A 20,942-nucleotide genomic window follows, 5' to 3' on the forward strand; every position below is an offset into this window, starting at 1 on the left:
TTTAAAAACAAAGCTTGCAGCTTGTAGCCTGCAGCTTGAAGCTTAAAAATATGGCCATTAAAAGAGACAATCGCCCCAGATCAACATTCTCACAGATCACGATCAGCCTGGCATCGCCGGACAGTATTCTGGAAAGAAGTTTTGGCGAAGTACTAAAGCCTGAAACCATTAACTACCGTACCTACAAACCAGAACGCGATGGTTTGTTCTGTGAAAGGATTTTCGGTCCTGTAAAGGATTACGAATGTGCCTGCGGTAAGTATAAGCGTATCCGTTACAAAGGCATCGTGTGCGACCGCTGCGGTGTGGAAGTAACGGAGAAAAAAGTTCGTCGCGAACGCATGGGCCACATTAAACTGGTGGTTCCTGTTGTACATATCTGGTATTTTAAAAGTCTCCCTAACAAAATCGGTTACCTGTTAGGTATGAGCTCTAAGAAATTAGAGACCATTATCTACTATGAGCGTTTTGTAGTTATCCAGGGTGGTGTGAAAGAAAACCTGAATATGGGTGATCTTTTAACTGAAGAAGAGTACCTGGATATCCTGGATAATTTGCCAAAAGATAACCAGTACCTGCCTGATGATGATCCGCAGAAATTCATCGCTAAAATGGGTGCCGAGGCAGTTCATGCATTACTGGAAAGAATTGACCTTGATGGTCTGAGCTTCTCCCTGCGTAATGCGGCAGCTACTGAAACATCTCAGCAGCGTAAGGCAGATGCCTTAAAGCGTTTGAGCGTTGTGGAATCATTCCGTGATGCAAGCACAAGAATCACTAACCGTCCTGAGTGGATGGTAATGCAATACATTCCTGTTATTCCACCTGAACTTCGTCCGTTGGTGCCATTGGATGGTGGCCGTTTCGCGAGTTCAGATCTGAATGACCTGTATCGTCGTGTGATCATCCGTAACAACCGTCTGAAAAGATTGTTGGAGATCAAAGCTCCGGAAGTGATCCTGCGTAACGAAAAACGTATGTTGCAGGAAGCAATCGATTCACTGTTCGATAACAGCCGTAAATCAAATGCGGTGAAAGCTGAAGGTGGTCGTGCGCTGAAATCATTATCAGATGTACTGAAGGGTAAACAAGGTCGTTTCCGTCAGAACCTACTTGGTAAACGTGTTGACTATTCTGGTCGTTCGGTTATCGTGGTAGGTCCAGAACTGAAAATGCATGAATGTGGTCTGCCAAAAGATATGGCGGCAGAACTGTTCAAACCATTTGTTATCCGTAAACTGATTGAAAGAGGTATCGTGAAAACAGTGAAGTCGGCTAAGAAATTAGTTGACCGCAAAGAAGCTGTGATCTGGGATATCCTGGAAAATATATTGAAAGGACACCCTGTATTGTTAAACCGTGCCCCAACACTGCACCGTTTGTCGATCCAGGCCTTCCAGCCAAAATTAGTAGAAGGTAAAGCCATTCAGCTTCACCCACTCGTTACATCAGCGTTTAACGCGGATTTCGATGGTGACCAGATGGCCGTGCACGTGCCTTTGAGCAATGCCGCCGTACTGGAAGCACAATTGCTGATGCTTTCTTCACACAATATCCTTAACCCACAGAATGGTACACCAATTACCCTTCCTTCACAGGACATGGTACTCGGACTGTACTATATTACCAAGGGTAAGAAAACTACTGAAACAGAGATCGTAAGAGGAGAGGGTAAAGCTTTCTATAGCATGGATGAAGTAATCATCGCATACAATGAACAGCGCGTTGACCTGCATGCTAATATCAAAGTGAAAGTGAATGTGCGGGAAAGTGGTAAACTGGTGAAAAAACTGATCGATACAACTGTTGGTCGTGTATTGTTTAACCAGTTTGTACCTGTAGAAGTAGGTTATGTAAATGCCCTTCTTACCAAGAAAAGCCTGAGGGAGATCATTGGTGATATCATCAAGATTACCGATGTGCCTAAAACAGCTAAGTTCCTGGATGATATTAAGACCCTCGGTTTCCGTATGGCCTTCCGTGGTGGTTTGTCGTTCAACGTGAATGACCTGATCGTTCCTGATATGAGGAATGAATTGTTGGAGAATGCCAAGGCTGAGGTTGAGGAAGTATGGGAAAACTATAACATGGGTCTGATTACCAATAACGAACGTTATAACCAGGTAATTGATATCTGGAGCCGTGTGGATACCCGTATCACTGAAACCCTGATCCGTGAAATGCAGAATGATAAACAAGGGTTCAACTCTGTTTACATGATGCTTGATTCCGGTGCCCGTGGTAGTAAAACACAGGTTAAACAGTTGGTAGGTATTCGTGGTCTGATGGCTAAGCCGCGTAAGAGTGGTAGCACAGGAAGCGAGGTAATTGAAAACCCGATCCTGTCGAACTTCAAAAGCGGTCTGAACGTATTGGATTACTTTATCTCTACCCACGGTGCGCGTAAAGGTCTGGCGGATACGGCCCTCAAAACAGCCGATGCCGGTTACCTTACCCGTCGTCTTGTTGACGTATCACAGGATGTGGTAATTTCTGAAGAAGATTGCGGCACATTACGTGGAATTGCAACAACAGCATTAAAAGATAATGAAGATATCATCGAGCCACTGGCAGACAGAATCGAAGGACGTACTTCATTGCATGATATTTTCCATCCTGTAACAGAAGAGCTGATCATTGTAGCCGGTGAAGAAATTTCATCTGACCATGCAAAAGCTATTGAAGATGCAGGAATTGAAGCAGTAGAAATCAGATCAGTACTTACCTGCGAAAGTAAGCGTGGTGTGTGTGTGAAATGTTATGGTAAAAACCTTGCTACCGGATATATCACACAAAGAGGTGATGCTGTAGGTATCATCGCTGCGCAGTCTATCGGTGAGCCTGGTACTCAGCTTACCCTGCGTACCTTCCACGTGGGTGGTGTTGCGGGTTCTGCTTCAGTAGAATCTGGCTTACAGGCTAAATTCGATGGAACTATCCAGTTTGATGGTCTGCGTACAGTAGATATATTGAACAATGAAGGCGATAAAGTGAAACTGGTAATTGGTCGTACCGGTGAGGTAAGGATCATGGATGTGAAGAACGATCGTCTGATGATTACCAATAACGTGCCTTATGGTGCAACCCTGAATGTGAAAGATGGTCAGCAGGTTAAGAAGGGTGATATGATCTGTACATGGGATCCGTTTAACAACGTTATCGTTGCTGAACAAAACGGTACCATCAAATTTGAAAATGTACTCGATGGTATCACTTACCGCGATGAAGCTGATGAACAAACAGGTCACCGTGAGAAAGTGGTTATCGAAACCAAAGACAAAACCAAAATTCCTACCATCATTGTGGAAGGAAAAGAAATTAAACAATACAACCTGCCTGTTGGCTCACACATCGCTGTTGAAGAAGGTGATGAAGTGAAAGCTGGTCACGTAATGGTTAAGATTCCTCGTATCCTCGGTAAGCTGAGAGATATCACAGGGGGTCTGCCTCGTGTAACTGAATTGTTTGAAGCACGTAATCCGGGTAACCCTGCGATTGTGTGTGAGATCGATGGTGTGGTTGCTTTCGGTAACGTAAAACGTGGTAACAGGGAAATCATCGTAGAATCGAAAGATGGTATGGTGAAAAAATACCTGGTGCCATTAACCCGTCAGATTCTTGTTCAAGACGGCGATTTCGTGAAAGCTGGTACGCCAATGTCTGACGGACAAATTGCTCCGGCTGATATCCTTGCGATTAAAGGTCCATTCGCAGTACAAGAGTATGTAGTGAATGAAATTCAGGAAGTATATCGTCTACAAGGTGTAAAAATCAACGACAAGCACATTGAAGTGATCGTACGTCAGATGATGAAGAAAGTAGAAATCGTTGATGCAGGTGATACCAAATTCTTAGAGGAGGATCTGGAAGATCGCTTCGACTTTATCGAGGAGAACGATAGAATCTATGATAAGAAAGTGGTTACCGATGCGGGCGAAAGCACTAAACTTAAAGCTGGTCAGATCATCACACTCCGTGAATTGAGAGAAGAAAACTCAATTCTCCGCAGATCAGACAGAAAACTGGTTGAAGTTCGTGATGCTAAACCTGCAACAGCTACACCGGTATTGTTGGGTATTACCAAAGCTTCTCTGGGTGTACAAAGCTGGATTTCAGCCGCGTCCTTCCAGGAAACAACCAAGGTACTCAGTCAGGCAGCTATCCAGGGTAAAACCGATGCAATGCTTGGTCTGAAGGAGAATGTAATCACTGGTCACCTGATTCCTGCTGGTTCCGGACAAAAAGAGTTCGAGAACATGATTGTAGGAAGTAAGGAAGAGTATGAAGTGCTTGCAACTACCCGCGAAGCGATGAGCTTTGATGATGATGAATAAGCGTCCGTTAAAATGGATATAAATGTTAAAAGTAGGAAGTGAAAGCTTCCTACTTTTTTTCAGGTACCTATTGAGATACCTTAACAGGGTTTTTAAATTCTGATATTTATTGTTAATCTTGTCGCCGGAAAAAACAACCGGGTATAAAAGGGTTTAATTTTATTATCTAAAATTCTCTTCATGAAAAATTTTACGATTGGTTTGAATATTATTTTATTGATTGCTGTAGGGATACTTTTTTACCTGCAATTCTCTTCGTCCGGAAATAATAAGTCTGGAGTTGTAGCAGGAGGTAAAGCTGTACCACAGGGAGATTTCAGGATTGCATATTTTGAAATTGATTCCATAGAGGCTCATTTTGATTACTACAAAGAAGTAAGTGCTTCTATCCAAACCAAAGCGCAGGAAAATGGTCGTCAGTTAAACCAGCTAAAAGAGGCATTTGCATCTAAATATCAGGAGTTGCAGCGTACAGCACCGGGTATGACCCAGGCTGAGGTAAACAGTAAACAGCAGGAACTGATGCAGATGGAAAAAACATACAATAGCAAAGAGCAGATGATGAACAATGAGATGCAGGATGAGAGTATGAAAAAAATGCTGGATGTGCGTCAGAAGATCAGTGACTACCTGAAAGAGTACAATGCCAGCAAAGGATACGCGTTTATTGTAGCCAATAACTCAGAGTCACTGGCATTTTACTACAAAGATTCAGCTTATGATATCACTACTGATGTGATTAAGGGGTTGAATGAGAAGTATAAGAAGAAGCCGTAGGAGAGATTGAGCTGCAAGCAACAAGCTTCAAGCAACAAGCTTCAAGCAACAAGCTGCAAGCAACAAGTTTTAGCAATATTTTTAAAGACGCATGGACTTTGGTTCATGCGTTTTTTTATCCGCATCGTCTCCCGCTATTACCGCAGGTAAAAGCATGGGGACGTTGCGGTTCTCGACAACAAGTGTGTTTCAATTTCTTTCCCCGCATCGTCTCCCGCTATCACCGCAGGTAAAAGCATGGGGACGTTGCGGTTCTCGACAACAAGTGTGTTTCAATTTCTTTCCCCGATCGTCTCCCGTTATTACCGCAGGTAAAAGCATGGGGACGTTGCGGAAAAATAAATCCTGCCCTTTATTAAATTACCCGTTTCTAAACGGATTTTAGCCAACCCGTTCTTCTTTGCATACCCAACTTGTTGCTCTCAGCTTTTTCCTTATCTTGAACTTCTAACCAAACAACTATATGAGTAATAATAACCCTTCTTTTAAACCAACCCTGAGTTTATTTGATGCGACCATGATTGTAGCCGGAGGAATGATCGGGTCGGGAATTTTTATCGTAAGTTCTGATATCACCAGAAACGTCGGTAGTGCAGGATGGCTGGTGCTTGTTTGGCTGATTACCGGTTTTATGACCATAACTGCTGCTGTTAGCTACGGCGAGTTAAGTGCCATGTATCCCAAAGCTGGAGGTCAGTATGTTTATCTTAAAGAAGCGTATAACAAATTAGTAGCTTTCCTTTTTGGATGGAGCTTTTTCTCTGTGATACAAACGGCAACCATTGCCGCAGTAGGTGTGGCATTCAGCCGCTTTACCGCCTACCTCATACCGGAAGTAAGTGAACAGAATATCATAGCCGACCTCGGGTTTATTAAAATATCAGCAGCGCAGCTATTGGCCATCGCCATGATTGTGTTTCTGACTTATACCAATACCCGTGGTGTAAAAGGGGGGAAGATCATTCAGAGTACATTTACCGTTACCAAGTTGCTTTCCTTATTTGGACTGATCGTATTCGGATTCCTGCTGGCAAAGCAAAGTTTCTGGGCTGAGAACTGGCAAACCGGTTTCTCCGCTATGCAGGATTTTGGTGTGAAAGATGCAAGCGGAGCTTTGGAACCCAGCGGCTGGAAACCTATTTCAGGAGCCGTACTCATTGGTGCTGTAGCTGCAGCCATGGTAGGCTCAATTTTTAGCAGCGACTCATGGAATAACGTAACATTTATCGCTGGTGAAATCAAGAATCCACAACGGAATATCGGTTTAAGTCTATTCCTGGGAACCTTAATCGTTACCCTTATCTATATCACCGCCAACCTCATGTACCTGCATGTTTTACCTTTAAATTCTATTGCTTTTGCTGAGAATGATAGGGTAGCTGTTACAGCAGCCAACCAGATATTTGGAAATGCCGGTACCATTGTTATCGCGATTATGATCATGATATCTACTTTTGGTTGTAATAATGGACTGATCCTGGCTGGAGCCCGTGTATATTATACCATGGCCCAGGATGGGGTGTTCTTTAAAAAGACTGCAGAACTGAATAAGAATGCAGTACCAGCTTATGCTTTATGGATCCAGTGCCTGGTGGCATCCTTACTTTGTTTAAGTGGTAAATATGGTGACCTGCTTACCATGGTTTCTTTTGTCGTGGTAATCTTTTATATCCTTACCATTATAGGCATATTTATTCTTCGTAAAAAACAACCGGATATGCCACGTCCTTATAAGGCTTTTGGTTATCCTATTTTACCTGCTATTTATATCATAATGGCCTCATTGTTCTGTGTAGGACTGGTATGGGCATCGCCAAAGTATTCATTATGGGGACTGGCTATTACGCTGATTGGTATTCCTTTGTATTATCTTGCAGTCAGAAATAAGAAACAGGAAGACTGATGAATTTTGAACAGCTTTTTACTGATTTTACAAATACCCGTGTTGCCATACTGGGTGATGTTATGCTGGATACATATTGGTGGGGCTCTGTAGACCGAATTTCACCGGAAGCACCCGTACCAGTAGTGGTATTAAAAAAGAAGGAATTACGCGTAGGAGGTGCCGCTAATGTGGCGCTGAATACCGCCTCTCTTGGTGCCAAAACCACCATGATTTCGGTTATCGGACAAGATGCAGATGGTGAGGCACTGGTTGGCTTACTGGCCGATAAACAAATCGATACACAATATATTAAGGCTGTACAGGGAAGGGTAACTACCAATAAAACCCGTATCATGAGTCGCAACCAGCAAATGATGCGCCTTGATGCAGAAATTACCAGCGATATTGATACCGCTACCGAAGATATTTTACTCGAACAGGTAAGTAAATGTATCAGGGAACAAAAACCTCAAGTACTCATCCTTGAAGACTATAATAAAGGAGTGCTTACACTTAGAGTTATTGAAAAAGTAATTGCCCTCTGTAAAGAGAACAATATTATTACCGCCGTAGACCCCAAGAAAAAACATTTTCTTGCCTACAAAGATGTAACCATATTTAAACCCAATCTTAAGGAAGTTAAAGAAGGCCTGAACCTGATGGTTGATAAGGTAGATCTTTCCTCCCTCAACCAAATACATACTACATTACAACAACACCTGAACCACCAGATATCTTTGATTACACTTTCTGAAAAAGGTGTTTTCTACCAGGATAAAGAGAACCACCGCATCATCCCTACACATATCAGGAATATTGCCGATGTGAGCGGGGCCGGTGATACTGTTATTGCCGTTACCTCACTCTGTTATGCCGCTACCAAAGACATGCATTTAGCCGCCGAAATGGCCAATATTGCAGGCGGACTGGTATGTGAAGAAGTAGGAACCGCTGCGATTAATAAGGATAAGCTGTTGCAGGAATGCGAGGTCTTATTGGGGTGAAGAATGGAAGACCGGAAGTCCGGGGTCCGAAAGTCCGGTGGTAGAGTTTTATGAAGAAGTTGCCCCAACCAACTCACTATTCACAATTGACCATTCACAATTCACGCCCCTCCCATGTAAAAAAAAGTCAGCCGAAAACGACTTTTTTATCGGTAAATTATTATATTTGGTAAGACTGATACACATGAGAAAAGGAGGGGTTACTTTTGTGACCCTCTTTTTTTTAGAGTAAGCACCATGCAAAAAATTGCTGTTATTGTTGCCGGGGGAACCGGTCAGAGAATGGGGACTTCAATTCCCAAACAATTTCTGTTGTTAAACGGACAGCCGGTGCTGTTCCACACCTTGAACCGCTTTCTTTCAACCTGGCCAGATCTCACGATAATATTGGTTTTGCCTGATGAACACCTTGTAGCCGGGGCATCTATTGTGGAAGAACTGGGAGCGTCTGAGCGCATTTCCATTACAAGCGGGGGTAATACCCGGTTTCAATCTGTAAAAAACGGACTTGCTCTGATTAATGAACCTTCTGTTGTCTTTGTTCACGATGGAGTGAGGTGTTTGTTGAGTAGTGAATTAATCAAGAGATGTTACCAGCAAACAATCGAAAAAGGATCTGCTATTCCAGCAATAGCTGCAACCGATAGTATACGAATAGATCATGGTGCAAAACATGAAGTGATCGATAGAAACAAGGTTCGCATTATACAAACGCCACAAACATTTCTCAGTGAGATAATCATTCCCGCATTTAACAGGGGATATGAAGACAGGTTTACAGATGAAGCAACTGTAGTAGAAGCTGCAGGTCATGAAGTGCACTTAATAGAAGGCGAGTACAATAACATCAAAATCACCCGACCCGCAGATTTGCTGATTGCAGAGCAAATGCTTGCAGGCACTTGGTAGTTAATGGGTCTTTACTGTCAGGGGGGGGAAAGCTTCTAGCCACGAGCTTCTAGCTGCTAGCCTTTTTTTACTATGCCCCCACAAGCGTAAGTTTGGTAATTAAATATTTCTTTTAAGTAGAATTTTACAAAACAAATTCGCAAGCCCGGTGATAATTCCAATAATAGCAGAAAATCTAAACTAAGCACCAATTATCGCTCGCAGCTAGAGGCTAGAAGCTAGTAGCTATATCAAATTCCTCTGAAGGCATTGCGGTGGTATTGAAAATAAGGTTGGATAGTTCCTCCGAACTTTTTATAAAACGATTTTACGCCATCTATTTCCGAACCCTCAAAATCAAAAATCAGGTCCTTGCCAGCAAATTCTTTAAGCACCAGATCCAGTAAATGATGGTTACTGTTTAGTTTTCGTCCTTCGGCCGTAGTAGTATTAAGTAAGTGATAGATTCTTTTATTATCTATTAAAAGCAATGTGTTAGATAAATTTCTTCCGTCATCGGTTGTGATTGATCTGGTTATACACGACCCTTCAAAAGCAAAATGTTTACAGGTGATATTCAGTCTTGCGAAATCTTCTGTACTGATATGTGGCATGCGTTGGCCATACAATGATTTGTATTCGTCAATAATATCCGGTATTGGTTTATTATCTGAATAATGAAAGGAGGTATTTTCTTTCCGGAGTATTTGTTTTAAATCAACACTGTACGCCTCATAAATAGCATTGTACCCTTTTTTCAGATCAATAATGAAATTAGTTTTTGGAATCGCTTTCATTGCCTGGGCAATCAACTGGTTGCTAAAATTCAGGTTCAGGTGACCATACCAGGCAAACTGGCGTATTTTCCTGGTGAACTTTTCTACATCATTAATAACTATATCTCCAATCAGACCAAGTTGTTGTATAAAAGGGGGAGTATAAAAATAACGGATGCCATATTTCTTTCTCCAGGGAAGTGCAAGTACAGCCTTGTAATCGTCTACTACCAGTCCATGCCATTGGTCGCAGATATTATCGAGGTAATCGTACCGGGCGTAGAACAAGCCATTATGGTGTGTTTCAATACAGTGATCCCATTTTGATTGTTCGATTACATGGGAGGGTAGTATGAATATCTTTTCTTTCAATAAGTTTAATTAACACGTGTCCAGGTTTCTGTCCGGCCCAATAAAGATACGCCTACATATCCCCGCACATTCAGTGTTTTTGAATCTTTTAATCGTAGAAAGCATTTGTATTCTTTACCATTTTGTGGGTCATAAATTCTGCCGCTGTTCCATTCTTTATCATCATATACAAAATCCCTGAGTATAATGGAGCCTAGTAAGGGCTTTGTACGTAAAGATGCATTTGGATTTTTTACGTCCAGCTTAGGATTCCCTTGCGCATCATTGGGCTCTTTTAACCAAACCAGTTTGCCGTAATATTTATCTCCCTGTTTATAAATCTGAATATGTCCTTTCCCTGATGCATTAACCCATGTTCCTACTATTGCATCTGGCTGCTGATAGGGATTACTGAAAACGGAAATACTTATCAGTAAGGCGAAGCAAGTAAATAACTGTTTCAAAATTTGTTTCATCATGTTTGTTTTATGGCTTTACATAAAATTTACCATCCTTCATTACCATTACAATATTCCTGATGTCTTTAATTTGTTCCAAAGGATTTCCATCTACTGCAATGATGTCTGCAATAAGACCTTTTTCTAGTTTTCCGATTTTAGATGATAATCCAAATTGTTTAGCGTTTACAGATGTGGCAGATCTAAGTACATCTATTACAGGCATACCATATTCTACCATCAGTTCCATTTCTCTGGCATTGTCACCATGACTAAAAACCCCCACATCTCCACCAAAGCAAATGGTTACTTTTTTGGAAAGTGCGAGCTGAAAACTTTTCATTTTAGCTGCAATTCGTTCCGTAGGAGGCATGTTTTTTTTGTTCCATCCATCGTAAGTTGCTGTTGCTTCAGCTGCGCTTAATGTTGGACAAAGCGCCACCTGATTTTTGAGCATCCAGTCGAAGGTTTCTTCGGTTGCATAATCACCATGTTCAATGGTACTAACACCGGCTTGTGCGGCACGTTTCATTCCTTCAGGTGTGCTGGCATGGGCCACTACTTTTCTTCCCGCAGAAGTACTAACTGCAACTGCTTGTTGAAGTTCTTCCAAAGTAAAAGTGGGGGAAGATTTTTTATCTGAACCCCAACGGTAATCGGCATACACTTTTATGAGATCGGCCCCATTACCAATTTGTGTTCTTGCTTCACGGGAAATTCCTTCTAGGCCATCTGCTTCAGCAGCACCTCTGACTAATTGGTGATGTTCATTGCCGAGTCTTGGTCCATAACTTCCACTGGCAACGATAGCTCTTGTTGCTATCAGCATCCTGGGGCCGGATATGATGCCCTCTTCAATGGCTTTTTTAAGACCAACATCGGCATATCCTGCTCCTTCGGTGCCAAGATCCCTCACGGTTGTAAATCCAGCCATTAAAGTAGCCCTGGCATGCATTACGGCCCTTGCTACCCGCTCAGCTTCCGATTCGTTCAATACCTGATCTGCCCACTTGGTTTCATTATAAGGGTGTAATAGGAGGTGAGAGTGTCCTTCTATTAAACCTGGTAAAAGGGTTTTTCCTTTGAGTTCAATGGTTTTTTGGGGAATGGGTGCCTGTGTATTATTGAGGGGCCCTGCAGCCAGTATTTTATTACCCTGTATCCAAACTCCCCATCCTCTATGCAACTGATAACCATCGAATAGCCTGTCGGCCTTGATCAGGATAATAGAATCAGTTGATTGTCCCGATGCAAACTGCAAACCGGAACACAGTATCAAAAAGCATAAAAAATTACGAATAGCCATGTCTGGAGCTGGATTTCACTGAAAATACCGAACAATCATGGAAAAAAAATTTGTTTGTATAAAGCAACATCCCCATTTTTGCAACACAATGAAACAAATTATCAACATTCAGTGGTGGTGGCATACAAACTCCAATCGGGGATTGTAGCGGCATTGCCAATACTGTATGAATCATATTCAGAAACCCCGACATAATTTGTCGGGGTTTTTTGTTCTTAGCAAGACAGGCATCAAAAGATAACAATGAAAAAGATCCAGATTCAAACCAACGTAAAAAAGCTTTTGGCGGATGTTTATACGCCGGTGGGTATTTACCTGAGGATTCGCGACCGTTTTCGTGACACGATACTATTGGAAAGTACAGATCACCATGCTGCAGAAAATAGCTATTCTTTTATTGGCATCAATGCCATCGCAGGAGTAGAAATAAGGTCTTCTGAAACCATGGAAATAAAATTTCCTGCCCAGCAACCGGAAAAAATCACCATCACGAATAAGTCGCAAGTGCCTTCACTTGTTTGGGACTTTATGCAACGATTTGAAGTAGCTGGTGAAACAACCGAAAAAGCAGCCTCTTTTGCGCAGGGACTTTTTGGATATAGTTGTTTTGATGCCGTTGGATTTTTTGATACCATTCAACTGAAAAAACCTGTTACAGATGGTGTTGTAATTCCTTTAATGAGGTATCGGTTATACCAGTATGTTATTGTGTTCAATCATTTCAAGGATGAATTGTATATATGCGAAAACAGTATCAATGGTGTTGTTTCTGAACTACCACTGGTAGAATCATTGATCAGAAGTAAGGATGTACCAGTGTATCCTTTCAAAATAAGCGGAAAGGAAGCATCTAATATGACAGATGAAGCTTATCGTGAAATGGTTACAAAAGGAGTGCAAAGTTGTTTGCGTGGCGATGTGTTTCAAATAGTATTGAGCAGAAGGTTCCAGCAATCTTTTACAGGAGATGAGTTTAATGTATATAGGGCATTACGTTCTGTTAACCCATCACCATACCTTTTCTTTTTTGATTATGGCGAATATAAATTGATGGGATCCTCTCCGGAAGCTCAATTGGTTATACAAAATGGTAAAGCTATCGTACACCCGATAGCCGGTACATTCAAAAGAACAGGAGATGATGAAACAGATAAGCGAATGGCCGCACAACTGCTGGAAGACGCAAAAGAAAATGCAGAACATGTAATGCTGGTAGATTTAGCCAGAAATGATCTCAGCAGAACCTGTACCGATGTGGAGGTTAGTCATTACAGAGAAGTTCAATATTACAGTCATGTAATTCATCTCGTGAGTGAAGTAGTAGGCAAAGTTCCGGAAGGGCATAACCCATTTGCTATTCTGGCCCAAACATTTCCAGCAGGAACATTAAGTGGTGCACCTAAATTTAAGGCGATGGAATTGATTGATGAATACGAGCCAACTGCCCGCAGTTATTATGGTGGCGCTATCGGTTTTATTGGTTTTGATGGTAGTTGTAATCATGCGATCATGATCCGTAGTTTTCTCAGCAGAAACAATACCTTATTCTATCAGGCAGGTGCAGGGGTAGTTGCAGCATCCAACCCGGAAAGTGAATTACAGGAGGTAAACAATAAACTAAATGCCTTGAAAACGGCTATTGGTATAGCTGAAAAGGTAGGGTAGTAAAGTCAAAATTCAAAAGTCAAAAGTCAAAAAATCAAAGATCCAAAAATCAAAGATCCAAAATCAACCCAATGAATATTCTTGTTTTTGATAATTATGATTCATTCACGTATAACCTGGTTCACCTGGTTGAGAAAATTATTCATGCAAAGGTTACGGTGAAAAGAAATGACCAGATTGCATTGGAAGATGTGTCTGCCTTTGATAAAATTATTCTTTCTCCGGGTCCCGGTGTTCCTACGGAAGCAGGATTGCTTTTGCCACTTATTAAAGCTTATGCTGCTTCTAAATCTATTCTAGGGGTTTGTTTAGGGCATCAGGCAATCGGAGAGGCATTTGGTGGTAAGCTGGTAAACTTAAGTACGGTATATCACGGAATAGCTACACCCATTCAATTAACAAACCAGCGGCAAAACAAATACAATAATGATTTGTTTGATGGCTTTGAAAATGAATTTATTGTTGGTCGCTACCATAGTTGGGTAATCAGTGAAGATGAATTTCCAGAAGAGCTGGAGATTACGGCAAGGGACAAACACAATTATATAATGGCCCTGCAGCATAAAGCTTTCGATGTTCAAGGTGTACAATTTCATCCGGAAAGCGTACTCACTCCAGACGGTGAGAAAATGTTACAAAACTGGTTGAAACGTTGATCATCATTTATTAAAAGTTGCGAAGAAAAATACCATGAAAAAAATATTACAATATTTATTTGAGCATAAAACGCTTCCGAGAGAAAAAGCAAAAGAAGTATTGTTGCAAATGTCAGCCGGACAATTCAACGACTCGGAAATAGCCGCTTTCATTACTGTTTATTTAATGCGAAGCATTACAATCGAAGAACTCCAGGGATTCAGGGATGCACTGTTAGAACTTTCAGTGAAAGTTAACCTTGAGAGTGAAAATATCATGGACATTGTTGGTACTGGGGGTGATGGAAAAAATACCTTCAATATTTCTACCCTTTCTTGTTTTATTGTAGCAGGCACTGGTCAGCAAGTAGCCAAACATGGTAACTATGGAGCATCCTCTGTAAGTGGGGCATCAAACCTTATGGAGCAATTGGGGTATCGTTTTAAAAATGATAATGATAAACTTAAAAAAGAGCTGGATGCCACCAATATTTGCTTCCTGCATGCACCATTGTTTCATCCGGCTTTGAAAGTGGTTGGGCCGGTACGAAAAAATCTGGGGGTAAGAACTTTTTTCAATATGCTCGGCCCGATGGTAAATCCGGCTTCACCAGCCTATCAATTAGTAGGTGTTTACAACCTGGAGATGGCCCGCATTTATAACTATCTTTTACAGGAAACGGGCAAGGCATTTACCATTATTCATAGCCTGGATGGATACGATGAAATATCGCTTACCAATGATACCAAAGTGATCACGAATACTGGTGAGCGTATTATGACACCTATACAATTAGGCAAGCGCATGGTTATGCCTGAAGACATTTATGGTGGCAATACAGTAGAGGAAGCCGCGAAATTATTTATGAAAATTATCAAAGGAGAAGGTAGCTGGGCGCAACATGCAGTTGTACTGGCAAATGCGGCGATGGCTTTATATAGCACGGGACGATACACTGATTACGATGCAGCTTATGCTGCTGCCGTTGAAAGTTTGGAAAGTAAAAAAGCGTATAAGGCATTGGAAAATTTAATCAACCTGCAATAAGATGAATATACTGGAAACCATAGTGGCAAAAAAGCAGTTGGAAATAAAAGAGCGTATGACGGTAAAGCCTATAAAGGCATTGGAACAGGAAACATACTTTGCTAGACCAACCTTTTCACTCACGGAATTTTTATCCGATAAAAACAGAACGGGTATTATCGCGGAGTTTAAACGAAAATCTCCCTCGAAAGGTATCATCAATGCCGATGCAACTGTTGCATCAGTAACTGCAGGTTATGCTGAATATGCATCAGGCATTTCTGTACTAACCGATACCGAATTTTTTGGTGGGTCAACAGAAGATCTGTTAAATGCAAGGTTTAACCAAGTACCCATCTTGCGGAAAGATTTTATGATCAATGAATACCAGGTATATGAAGCCAAGGCAATGGGAGCAGATGTGATTTTACTGATAGCCGCTTGTTTAAGCACCACTGCCGTTAAAGAACTGGGAGCTTGCGCAAAAGCACTGGGTATGGAAGTATTACTGGAAATTCATGATGAAAATGAACTAGGACACATTAACGATATGGTAGATATGATTGGAGTGAATAACCGTAACCTGAAAACATTCGAGGTGGACATTCAAACATCCTTATCATTAATTAAACAGATACCTGCGGGCAAGCCCGCAATTGCTGAAAGTGGTATCAGTAATGTGGATACTATCGTAACTTTGAGGCAGGCTGGTTTTACTGGATTCCTCATTGGGGAGAATTTTATGAAAACTGCCGATCCTTCGATTGCTTTTACTGATTTTATACATCAATTAAAAGCAAAATAATATGCGTATTAAGGTCTGCGGTATGACCAATACCGAACAAGTAATGCAACTGGATAGTTTTGGAGTTGAGTTTGCCGGATTTATTTTTTATCCCAAATCACCCAGATATGCATTCAGGCATATGCCCAGGCTTGAGATCAAAAAAATCAAAGGACAACATATTAATAAAGTAGGTGTTTTTGTTAATGCACCAGTAGAAGAGTTGTTGCAGACGGTTGATGATTGTGGATTGCACCTGGTACAATTACATGGTGATGAAACACCCAAGTATTGTGAGAAAGTTGCCGATTATGTTGGTGTAATCAAAGCATTCAGGCTAAGAGAAGATGATCAGGTATTGTGGAAAATAAAAGATTACCAGGAAATAGCCGACATGTTTCTATTCGATACCGATGGAATGGGCTATGGTGGTACCGGGAAGAAATTCAACTGGTCAATGCTCAAGGGGTTAAATATCGGGAAACCATTTTTCTTAAGCGGAGGGATTGGTCCTGATGATGTTGCCGAGCTCGCAGCATTTGCCAAAGATCCGGTAGCGAAGAATTTATTTTCAATAGATGTAAACAGCAAGTTTGAAACCATACCCGGATTGAAAGATATGCAGGCGGTGGAAAAATTTGTGAAAGAGATAAAACAATTATAATAAGAGCGATCGAGTATCGTACAAAATAAGTACCAATGACAGTAACATATCAGCAACCGGATAGTCAGGGTTATTATGGTCAGTTTGGAGGGGCATATATCCCGGAAATGCTGCACAGGAATGTGGCAGAACTGCGTGAACAATATCTGGGTATCATGAATGATCCATCTTTTATTCAGGCTTTTGAAGCTTTATTAAAAGATTATGTAGGTAGACCAACACCCTTGTTTCTTGCTGAAAGATTGAGCAAAGAATTTGGTGCAGCTATCTACCTGAAAAGAGAGGACCTCTGCCACACAGGTGCCCATAAAATAAATAATACCATCGGGCAGATTTTGCTTGCAAACAGATTGGGCAAAACAAGAATCATAGCTGAAACAGGTGCCGGTCAACATGGAGTTGCCACCGCTACGGTTTGTGCCCTGAAGGGTATGGAATGTATTGTGTATATGGGTGAAAAGGATATTGAAAGACAGGCACCGAATGTAGCAAGAATGAAAATGCTGGGTGCCAGGGTTATACCTGCCACAAGCGGCAGTAAAACATTAAAAGATGCTACTAATGAAGCTATCCGCGATTGGATCAATCACCCGAATGATACCCATTATATAATTGGAAGTGTGGTAGGTCCGCATCCGTATCCTGATATGGTGGCAAAATTTCAAAGCGTTATTAGTAAGGAAATTCGGAAACAATTGCAGGAAAAAACAGGGAATGCATTACCAACACATGTTATTGCCTGTGTTGGTGGAGGAAGTAATGCTGCTGGAGCTTTCTATCATTTCCTTGATGAAACTGATGTACAATTAGTAGCCGTCGAAGCAGCTGGTCATGGTGTGCAAAGTGGAATGACCGCTGCTACAACACAGTTGGGAACACCGGGTATTTTACATGGTAGCAAGAGTTTACTTATGCAGACTGCTGACGGTCAGGTTGTGGAGCCACATAGTATTTCAGCAGGACTTGATTACCCCGGTATTGGTCCTTTACACGCAAATTTATTTGCTTCCGGAAGAGGTGTATTTCTGAGTGCCACAGACGAGGAAGCAATCAATGCAGCGTTTCACGTTAGCAAAACTGAAGGTATTATTCCGGCACTTGAAACAGCTCATGCATTTGCAGTATTGGATAAGCTAAACCTAAAATCTTCAGACAAGGTAGTAATCTGTTTAAGTGGCAGGGGAGATAAGGACCTGGCAACTTACATGCAATATTTATAAAGAACCAAGAAGCAATGAGCCGGATAAAAAAACTATTTGAACAAAAAAAAGAAAGGGTATTAAATGTGTACTGCACAGCAGGATATCCAAATCTAAATGATACTACCAGGGTAATACTGGCATTGGAGGCAGGTGGTGCCGACCTTATAGAACTTGGTATGCCTTATAGTGATCCATTAGCAGATGGTCCGGTAATCCAGGCCAGCAGCACTAAGGCACTGGAAAACGGTATGAGTATCGCTGTCCTTTTTGAGCAGTTAAAAGATTTGAGGGCCAAAACAAGTATTCCACTTGTGTTAATGGGGTATATGAATCCTGTTTTGCAATATGGGTTTGAACGCTTTTGTGCAGATGCTGCGAAGGTTGGGGTTGATGGACTCATATTACCCGATCTGCCAGCTTATGAGTTTGAAACGATGTATGGCGAAATAGTCAAACAACATGGGTTGGATTTTATTTTCCTCGTTACACCTGAAACAAGTAAAGAAAGGCTGATACAACTCGATGCATTAAGCAGCGGCTTTTTATATGCAGTAAGTTCTTCTGCAACAACCGGTAATGATAAAGATTTTGGTGCTGTAGAAACCTATTTGCAAACATTACAGTCAGTGCCTTTACAAAACCCGGTACTGGTAGGATTTGGCATAAAAGATAAAAACACTTTCGATACAGCCTGTAAGTATGCTAATGGTGCCATAATTGGTACTGCTTATATTAAAGCAATTCAGGAAAGTAATGATATCGAAAGCACTACTAAACAATTTTTAGATCAGGTATTGAAATAACTATGAATCTGGTAATCATAAAATACAATGCGGGCAATATTCAATCGGTTCGTTATGCTTTGGAGAGAATAGGAGCAAATGCAACCGTTACTGATGATATTGCGACCATTAAAGCTGCAGACAAAGTGATATTTCCGGGTGTTGGAGAAGCCAGCACTGCGATGCAATACCTACGCGAAAGAAAACTGGATGAATTGATTGTTGGATTGAAGCAACCAGTACTTGGTATATGCCTTGGAATGCAATTGATGTGTAAACATTCCGAAGAAAACAATACAGACTGTCTGAATATTTTTGAGGAAGAAGTCAGGCAATTTAAGCCCGGTGCAGAAACCAGACTAAAAGTTCCGCAGATCGGCTGGAACAATATTTATGATTTGAACTCCCCATTGTTTAATGGGATCTCCGAAGAATCCTATTGTTATTTTGTACACGGTTTTTATGCAGCATTGGGCGAACACACGATTGCAACAACCGATTATGTACAACCATATAGCTCCGCCTTGCATAAGGATAATTTCTACGGAGTGCAGTTTCACCCGGAAAAAAGTGCAGAGACAGGAGAGCAAATTCTTGCTAATTTTTTAAAGATCTGAACCAGAAAATGATGGAAATAATTCCTGCAATAGATATTATTGATGGTAAGTGTGTAAGGCTCACACAGGGTGATTACAACCAGAAAACCATATACAACGAAGACCCGCTTGAAGTGGCACAAATGTTCCAGGATGCAGGCTTGAAAAGATTGCATCTGGTTGATTTAGATGGCGCCAAAGCTGGGGAGGTGAAAAACTGGAAAGTACTGGAAAAGCTGGCTTCCAAAACATCGATGGTGATTGATTTTGGTGGAGGCATCAAACAGGAAACAGACCTTGCTGTTGTATTTGAATCAGGTGCTGCATTGGCTACAATAGGTAGTTTAGCGGTTAAGGCAGAAGCGACCTTTGTGTCATGGATTAAAAAATATGGTGCAGAAAAATTCTTGCTAGGCGCAGATGTTAAAGACGAAAAAATTGCTGTTTCCGGATGGCTCGAAACTACTGATGTCTGGATCTATGATTTTATAGAGAAGTATATGGCTCATGGTGTACAACAGCTTTTCTGTACTGATGTAAGTAAGGATGGAAAACTGGAAGGGCCTTCGCTTTTTTTGTACAAACAGATTCTGGAGAAATTTCCATCCCTGTATTTTATTGCAAGTGGGGGGGTGAGTAGTATCGAAGACCTGGAACTTTTGCGTGAAACGGGATGTTCAGGTGCAATTGTGGGTAAAGCCATCTACGAAAACAGAATCAGTTTAAAAGAATTATCAGAATTGAACAAATAATGAAAGATCAACTACTCTGCGAAATCTTTGCGTACCCTCGTTCTCTGCGGTGAAACTACTAATGTCATCCCGACACAGGAATGAACCGCAGAGAACGAGGGTACGCAAAGATTTCGCAGGGTATAAAATATAAAATGATTAATCTGCAAGATGCTAACAAAAAGAATTATACCCTGTCTTGATATAAAAGATGGCCGAACCGTTAAAGGAATCAACTTCGAAGCCATTCGTGATGCAGGTGATCCTGTAGAGCTGGGGGCACTGTATGCCAAAACAGGAGCTGATGAACTCGTGTTCCTGGATATTACTGCCACAAATGAAAAAAGAAAAACACTCAGTGAATTAGTAAACAGGATATCAAAAAATATCAATATCCCTTTTACTGTTGGAGGTGGTATTGCGAGTGTGGAAGATGTACAGGTTTTATTACAAAATGGTGCGGATAAAATATCCGTAAATACAGCAGCGTTTAAGAATCCTGATTTAATTGCAGACCTCTCCAAAGAGTTTGGTTCGCAATGTGTGGTATTGGCAATAGATACGAAACAGGAAGCGGATGGAAACTGGTATGTATACCTTAATGGTGGGCGGGTTAAAACAGATACATTATGTGCCGACTGGGCAAAACAGGCGGTAGAACTTGGCGCAGGTGAAATATTGCTCACTTCCATGAACCATGACGGAACAAAACAAGGTTTTGCATTAGACATTACAGAAACCCTTGCCAGTAGCTTACCCGTACCCATAATTGCTTCTGGAGGAGGAGGAACGATGGCGCATTTTACCGATGTATTTACCAAAGGCAAAGCCGATGCTGCATTGGCTGCCAGTATTTTTCACTTTAAAGAAATCGGTATACCGGAGCTGAAAGAGTATCTTGCAGCGCAAGGTGTGAGGGTGAGGAAATAAGCTTGCCCTGAGCTTGTCGAAGGGGAATATGAAATAAGCTTGCCCTGAGTTTGTCGAAGGGGAATAAAAAACGGAGAAAGGCCGTTAAATTCTAATTTGAACTCGTGTGACTAATTGCTAATGGCTTACAGCTAAAGGCTAATAGCT

18 protein-coding genes are annotated in these 20,942 nt (G+C 41.4%); 15 read left to right on the plus strand and 3 right to left on the minus strand.

Features of this window, described 5'->3' with window-relative positions; genetic code table 11:
• The first annotated feature begins 50 nt into the window (after positions 1–50).
• The 5 genes from rpoC (at position 51) to ACH30E_RS11995 (ending at position 8,909) form a co-directional block, all read left to right on the plus strand.
• A complete protein-coding gene (rpoC, locus tag ACH30E_RS11975; protein ID WP_294992949.1) occupies positions 51–4,334 on the plus strand; it encodes a DNA-directed RNA polymerase subunit beta' in 4,284 nt (1,427 codons plus the stop codon).
• Positions 4,335–4,514: 180 nt separating this feature from the next.
• Positions 4,515–5,111, plus strand: coding sequence for an OmpH/Skp family outer membrane protein (locus tag ACH30E_RS11980; protein ID WP_490825002.1), 597 nt, complete (start codon positions 4,515–4,517; stop codon positions 5,109–5,111).
• Between the two features lie 463 nt (positions 5,112–5,574).
• The gene (locus ACH30E_RS11985) at positions 5,575–7,014 is read left to right on the plus strand and encodes an APC family permease (protein ID WP_490825003.1); all 1,440 of its coding nucleotides are present in this window, start codon (positions 5,575–5,577) and stop codon (positions 7,012–7,014) included.
• On the plus strand, positions 7,014–8,000 hold the full coding sequence (locus ACH30E_RS11990) for a bifunctional heptose 7-phosphate kinase/heptose 1-phosphate adenyltransferase (RefSeq protein WP_490825004.1): 987 nt from the start codon (positions 7,014–7,016) through the stop codon (positions 7,998–8,000). Before ACH30E_RS11985 ends, ACH30E_RS11990 begins: the two co-directional genes overlap by 1 nt.
• Before the next feature lie 237 nt (positions 8,001–8,237).
• Positions 8,238–8,909 carry a 2-C-methyl-D-erythritol 4-phosphate cytidylyltransferase gene (locus ACH30E_RS11995; RefSeq protein ID WP_490825005.1) on the plus strand — a complete coding sequence of 224 codons (672 nt, stop codon included), beginning with the start codon at positions 8,238–8,240 and terminating at the stop codon, positions 8,907–8,909.
• Between the two features lie 230 nt (positions 8,910–9,139).
• Here the strand turns inward: ACH30E_RS11995 and ACH30E_RS12000 are convergent, their stop codons facing one another.
• From ACH30E_RS12000 to ACH30E_RS12010, 3 genes are read right to left on the minus strand one after another with little or no spacing between them, the layout of a single operon-like run.
• Complete coding sequence (locus tag ACH30E_RS12000) at positions 9,140–10,036, minus strand: hypothetical protein (RefSeq protein ID WP_490825006.1); 897 nt, start codon at positions 10,034–10,036, stop codon at positions 9,140–9,142.
• 5 nt (positions 10,037–10,041) lie between these two features.
• Entirely contained in the window at positions 10,042–10,494 is a 453-nt protein-coding gene (locus ACH30E_RS12005) for a DUF2147 domain-containing protein (protein ID WP_490847345.1), read from the minus strand.
• A 7-nt stretch (positions 10,495–10,501) separates the two neighbouring features.
• Complete coding sequence (locus ACH30E_RS12010) at positions 10,502–11,779, minus strand: metal-dependent hydrolase family protein (RefSeq protein ID WP_490825007.1); 1,278 nt, start codon at positions 11,777–11,779, stop codon at positions 10,502–10,504.
• A 243-nt stretch (positions 11,780–12,022) separates the two neighbouring features.
• Here ACH30E_RS12010 and ACH30E_RS12015 point away from each other — a divergent pair, with 243 nt between their 5' ends.
• The 10 genes from ACH30E_RS12015 (at position 12,023) to hisF (ending at position 20,795) form a co-directional block, all read left to right on the plus strand.
• On the plus strand, positions 12,023–13,444 hold the full coding sequence (locus ACH30E_RS12015) for an anthranilate synthase component I family protein (protein ID WP_490825008.1): 1,422 nt from the start codon (positions 12,023–12,025) through the stop codon (positions 13,442–13,444).
• A 71-nt stretch (positions 13,445–13,515) separates the two neighbouring features.
• Positions 13,516–14,100: an anthranilate synthase component II gene (locus ACH30E_RS12020; RefSeq protein ID WP_490825009.1), complete on the plus strand. Its 585-nt coding sequence runs from the start codon at positions 13,516–13,518 to the stop codon at positions 14,098–14,100.
• 34 nt (positions 14,101–14,134) lie between these two features.
• The gene (trpD, locus tag ACH30E_RS12025; protein ID WP_490825010.1) at positions 14,135–15,127 is read left to right on the plus strand and encodes an anthranilate phosphoribosyltransferase; all 993 of its coding nucleotides are present in this window, start codon (positions 14,135–14,137) and stop codon (positions 15,125–15,127) included.
• Position 15,128: 1 nt separating this feature from the next.
• Positions 15,129–15,911 carry an indole-3-glycerol phosphate synthase TrpC gene (gene trpC / locus ACH30E_RS12030; protein ID WP_490825011.1) on the plus strand — a complete coding sequence of 261 codons (783 nt, stop codon included), beginning with the start codon at positions 15,129–15,131 and terminating at the stop codon, positions 15,909–15,911.
• Between the two features lies 1 nt (position 15,912).
• A complete protein-coding gene (locus tag ACH30E_RS12035; protein WP_490825012.1) occupies positions 15,913–16,554 on the plus strand; it encodes a phosphoribosylanthranilate isomerase in 642 nt (213 codons plus the stop codon).
• A gap of 35 nt (positions 16,555–16,589) precedes the next feature.
• Positions 16,590–17,774, plus strand: coding sequence for a tryptophan synthase subunit beta (trpB, locus tag ACH30E_RS12040; RefSeq protein ID WP_294992914.1), 1,185 nt, complete (start codon positions 16,590–16,592; stop codon positions 17,772–17,774).
• A 14-nt stretch (positions 17,775–17,788) separates the two neighbouring features.
• Positions 17,789–18,559, plus strand: coding sequence for a tryptophan synthase subunit alpha (gene trpA, locus ACH30E_RS12045; protein ID WP_490825013.1), 771 nt, complete (start codon positions 17,789–17,791; stop codon positions 18,557–18,559).
• Between the two features lie 2 nt (positions 18,560–18,561).
• Positions 18,562–19,155: an imidazole glycerol phosphate synthase subunit HisH gene (gene hisH, locus ACH30E_RS12050; protein WP_490825014.1), complete on the plus strand. Its 594-nt coding sequence runs from the start codon at positions 18,562–18,564 to the stop codon at positions 19,153–19,155.
• Between the two features lie 8 nt (positions 19,156–19,163).
• On the plus strand, positions 19,164–19,886 hold the full coding sequence (gene hisA, locus ACH30E_RS12055; RefSeq protein WP_490825015.1) for a 1-(5-phosphoribosyl)-5-[(5-phosphoribosylamino)methylideneamino]imidazole-4-carboxamide isomerase: 723 nt from the start codon (positions 19,164–19,166) through the stop codon (positions 19,884–19,886).
• 150 nt (positions 19,887–20,036) lie between these two features.
• Positions 20,037–20,795, plus strand: coding sequence for an imidazole glycerol phosphate synthase subunit HisF (hisF, locus tag ACH30E_RS12060; RefSeq protein WP_490825016.1), 759 nt, complete (start codon positions 20,037–20,039; stop codon positions 20,793–20,795).
• Positions 20,796–20,942 lie beyond the last annotated feature (147 nt).

This window comes from Sediminibacterium sp. FW305-C-61 (assembly GCF_058231065.1).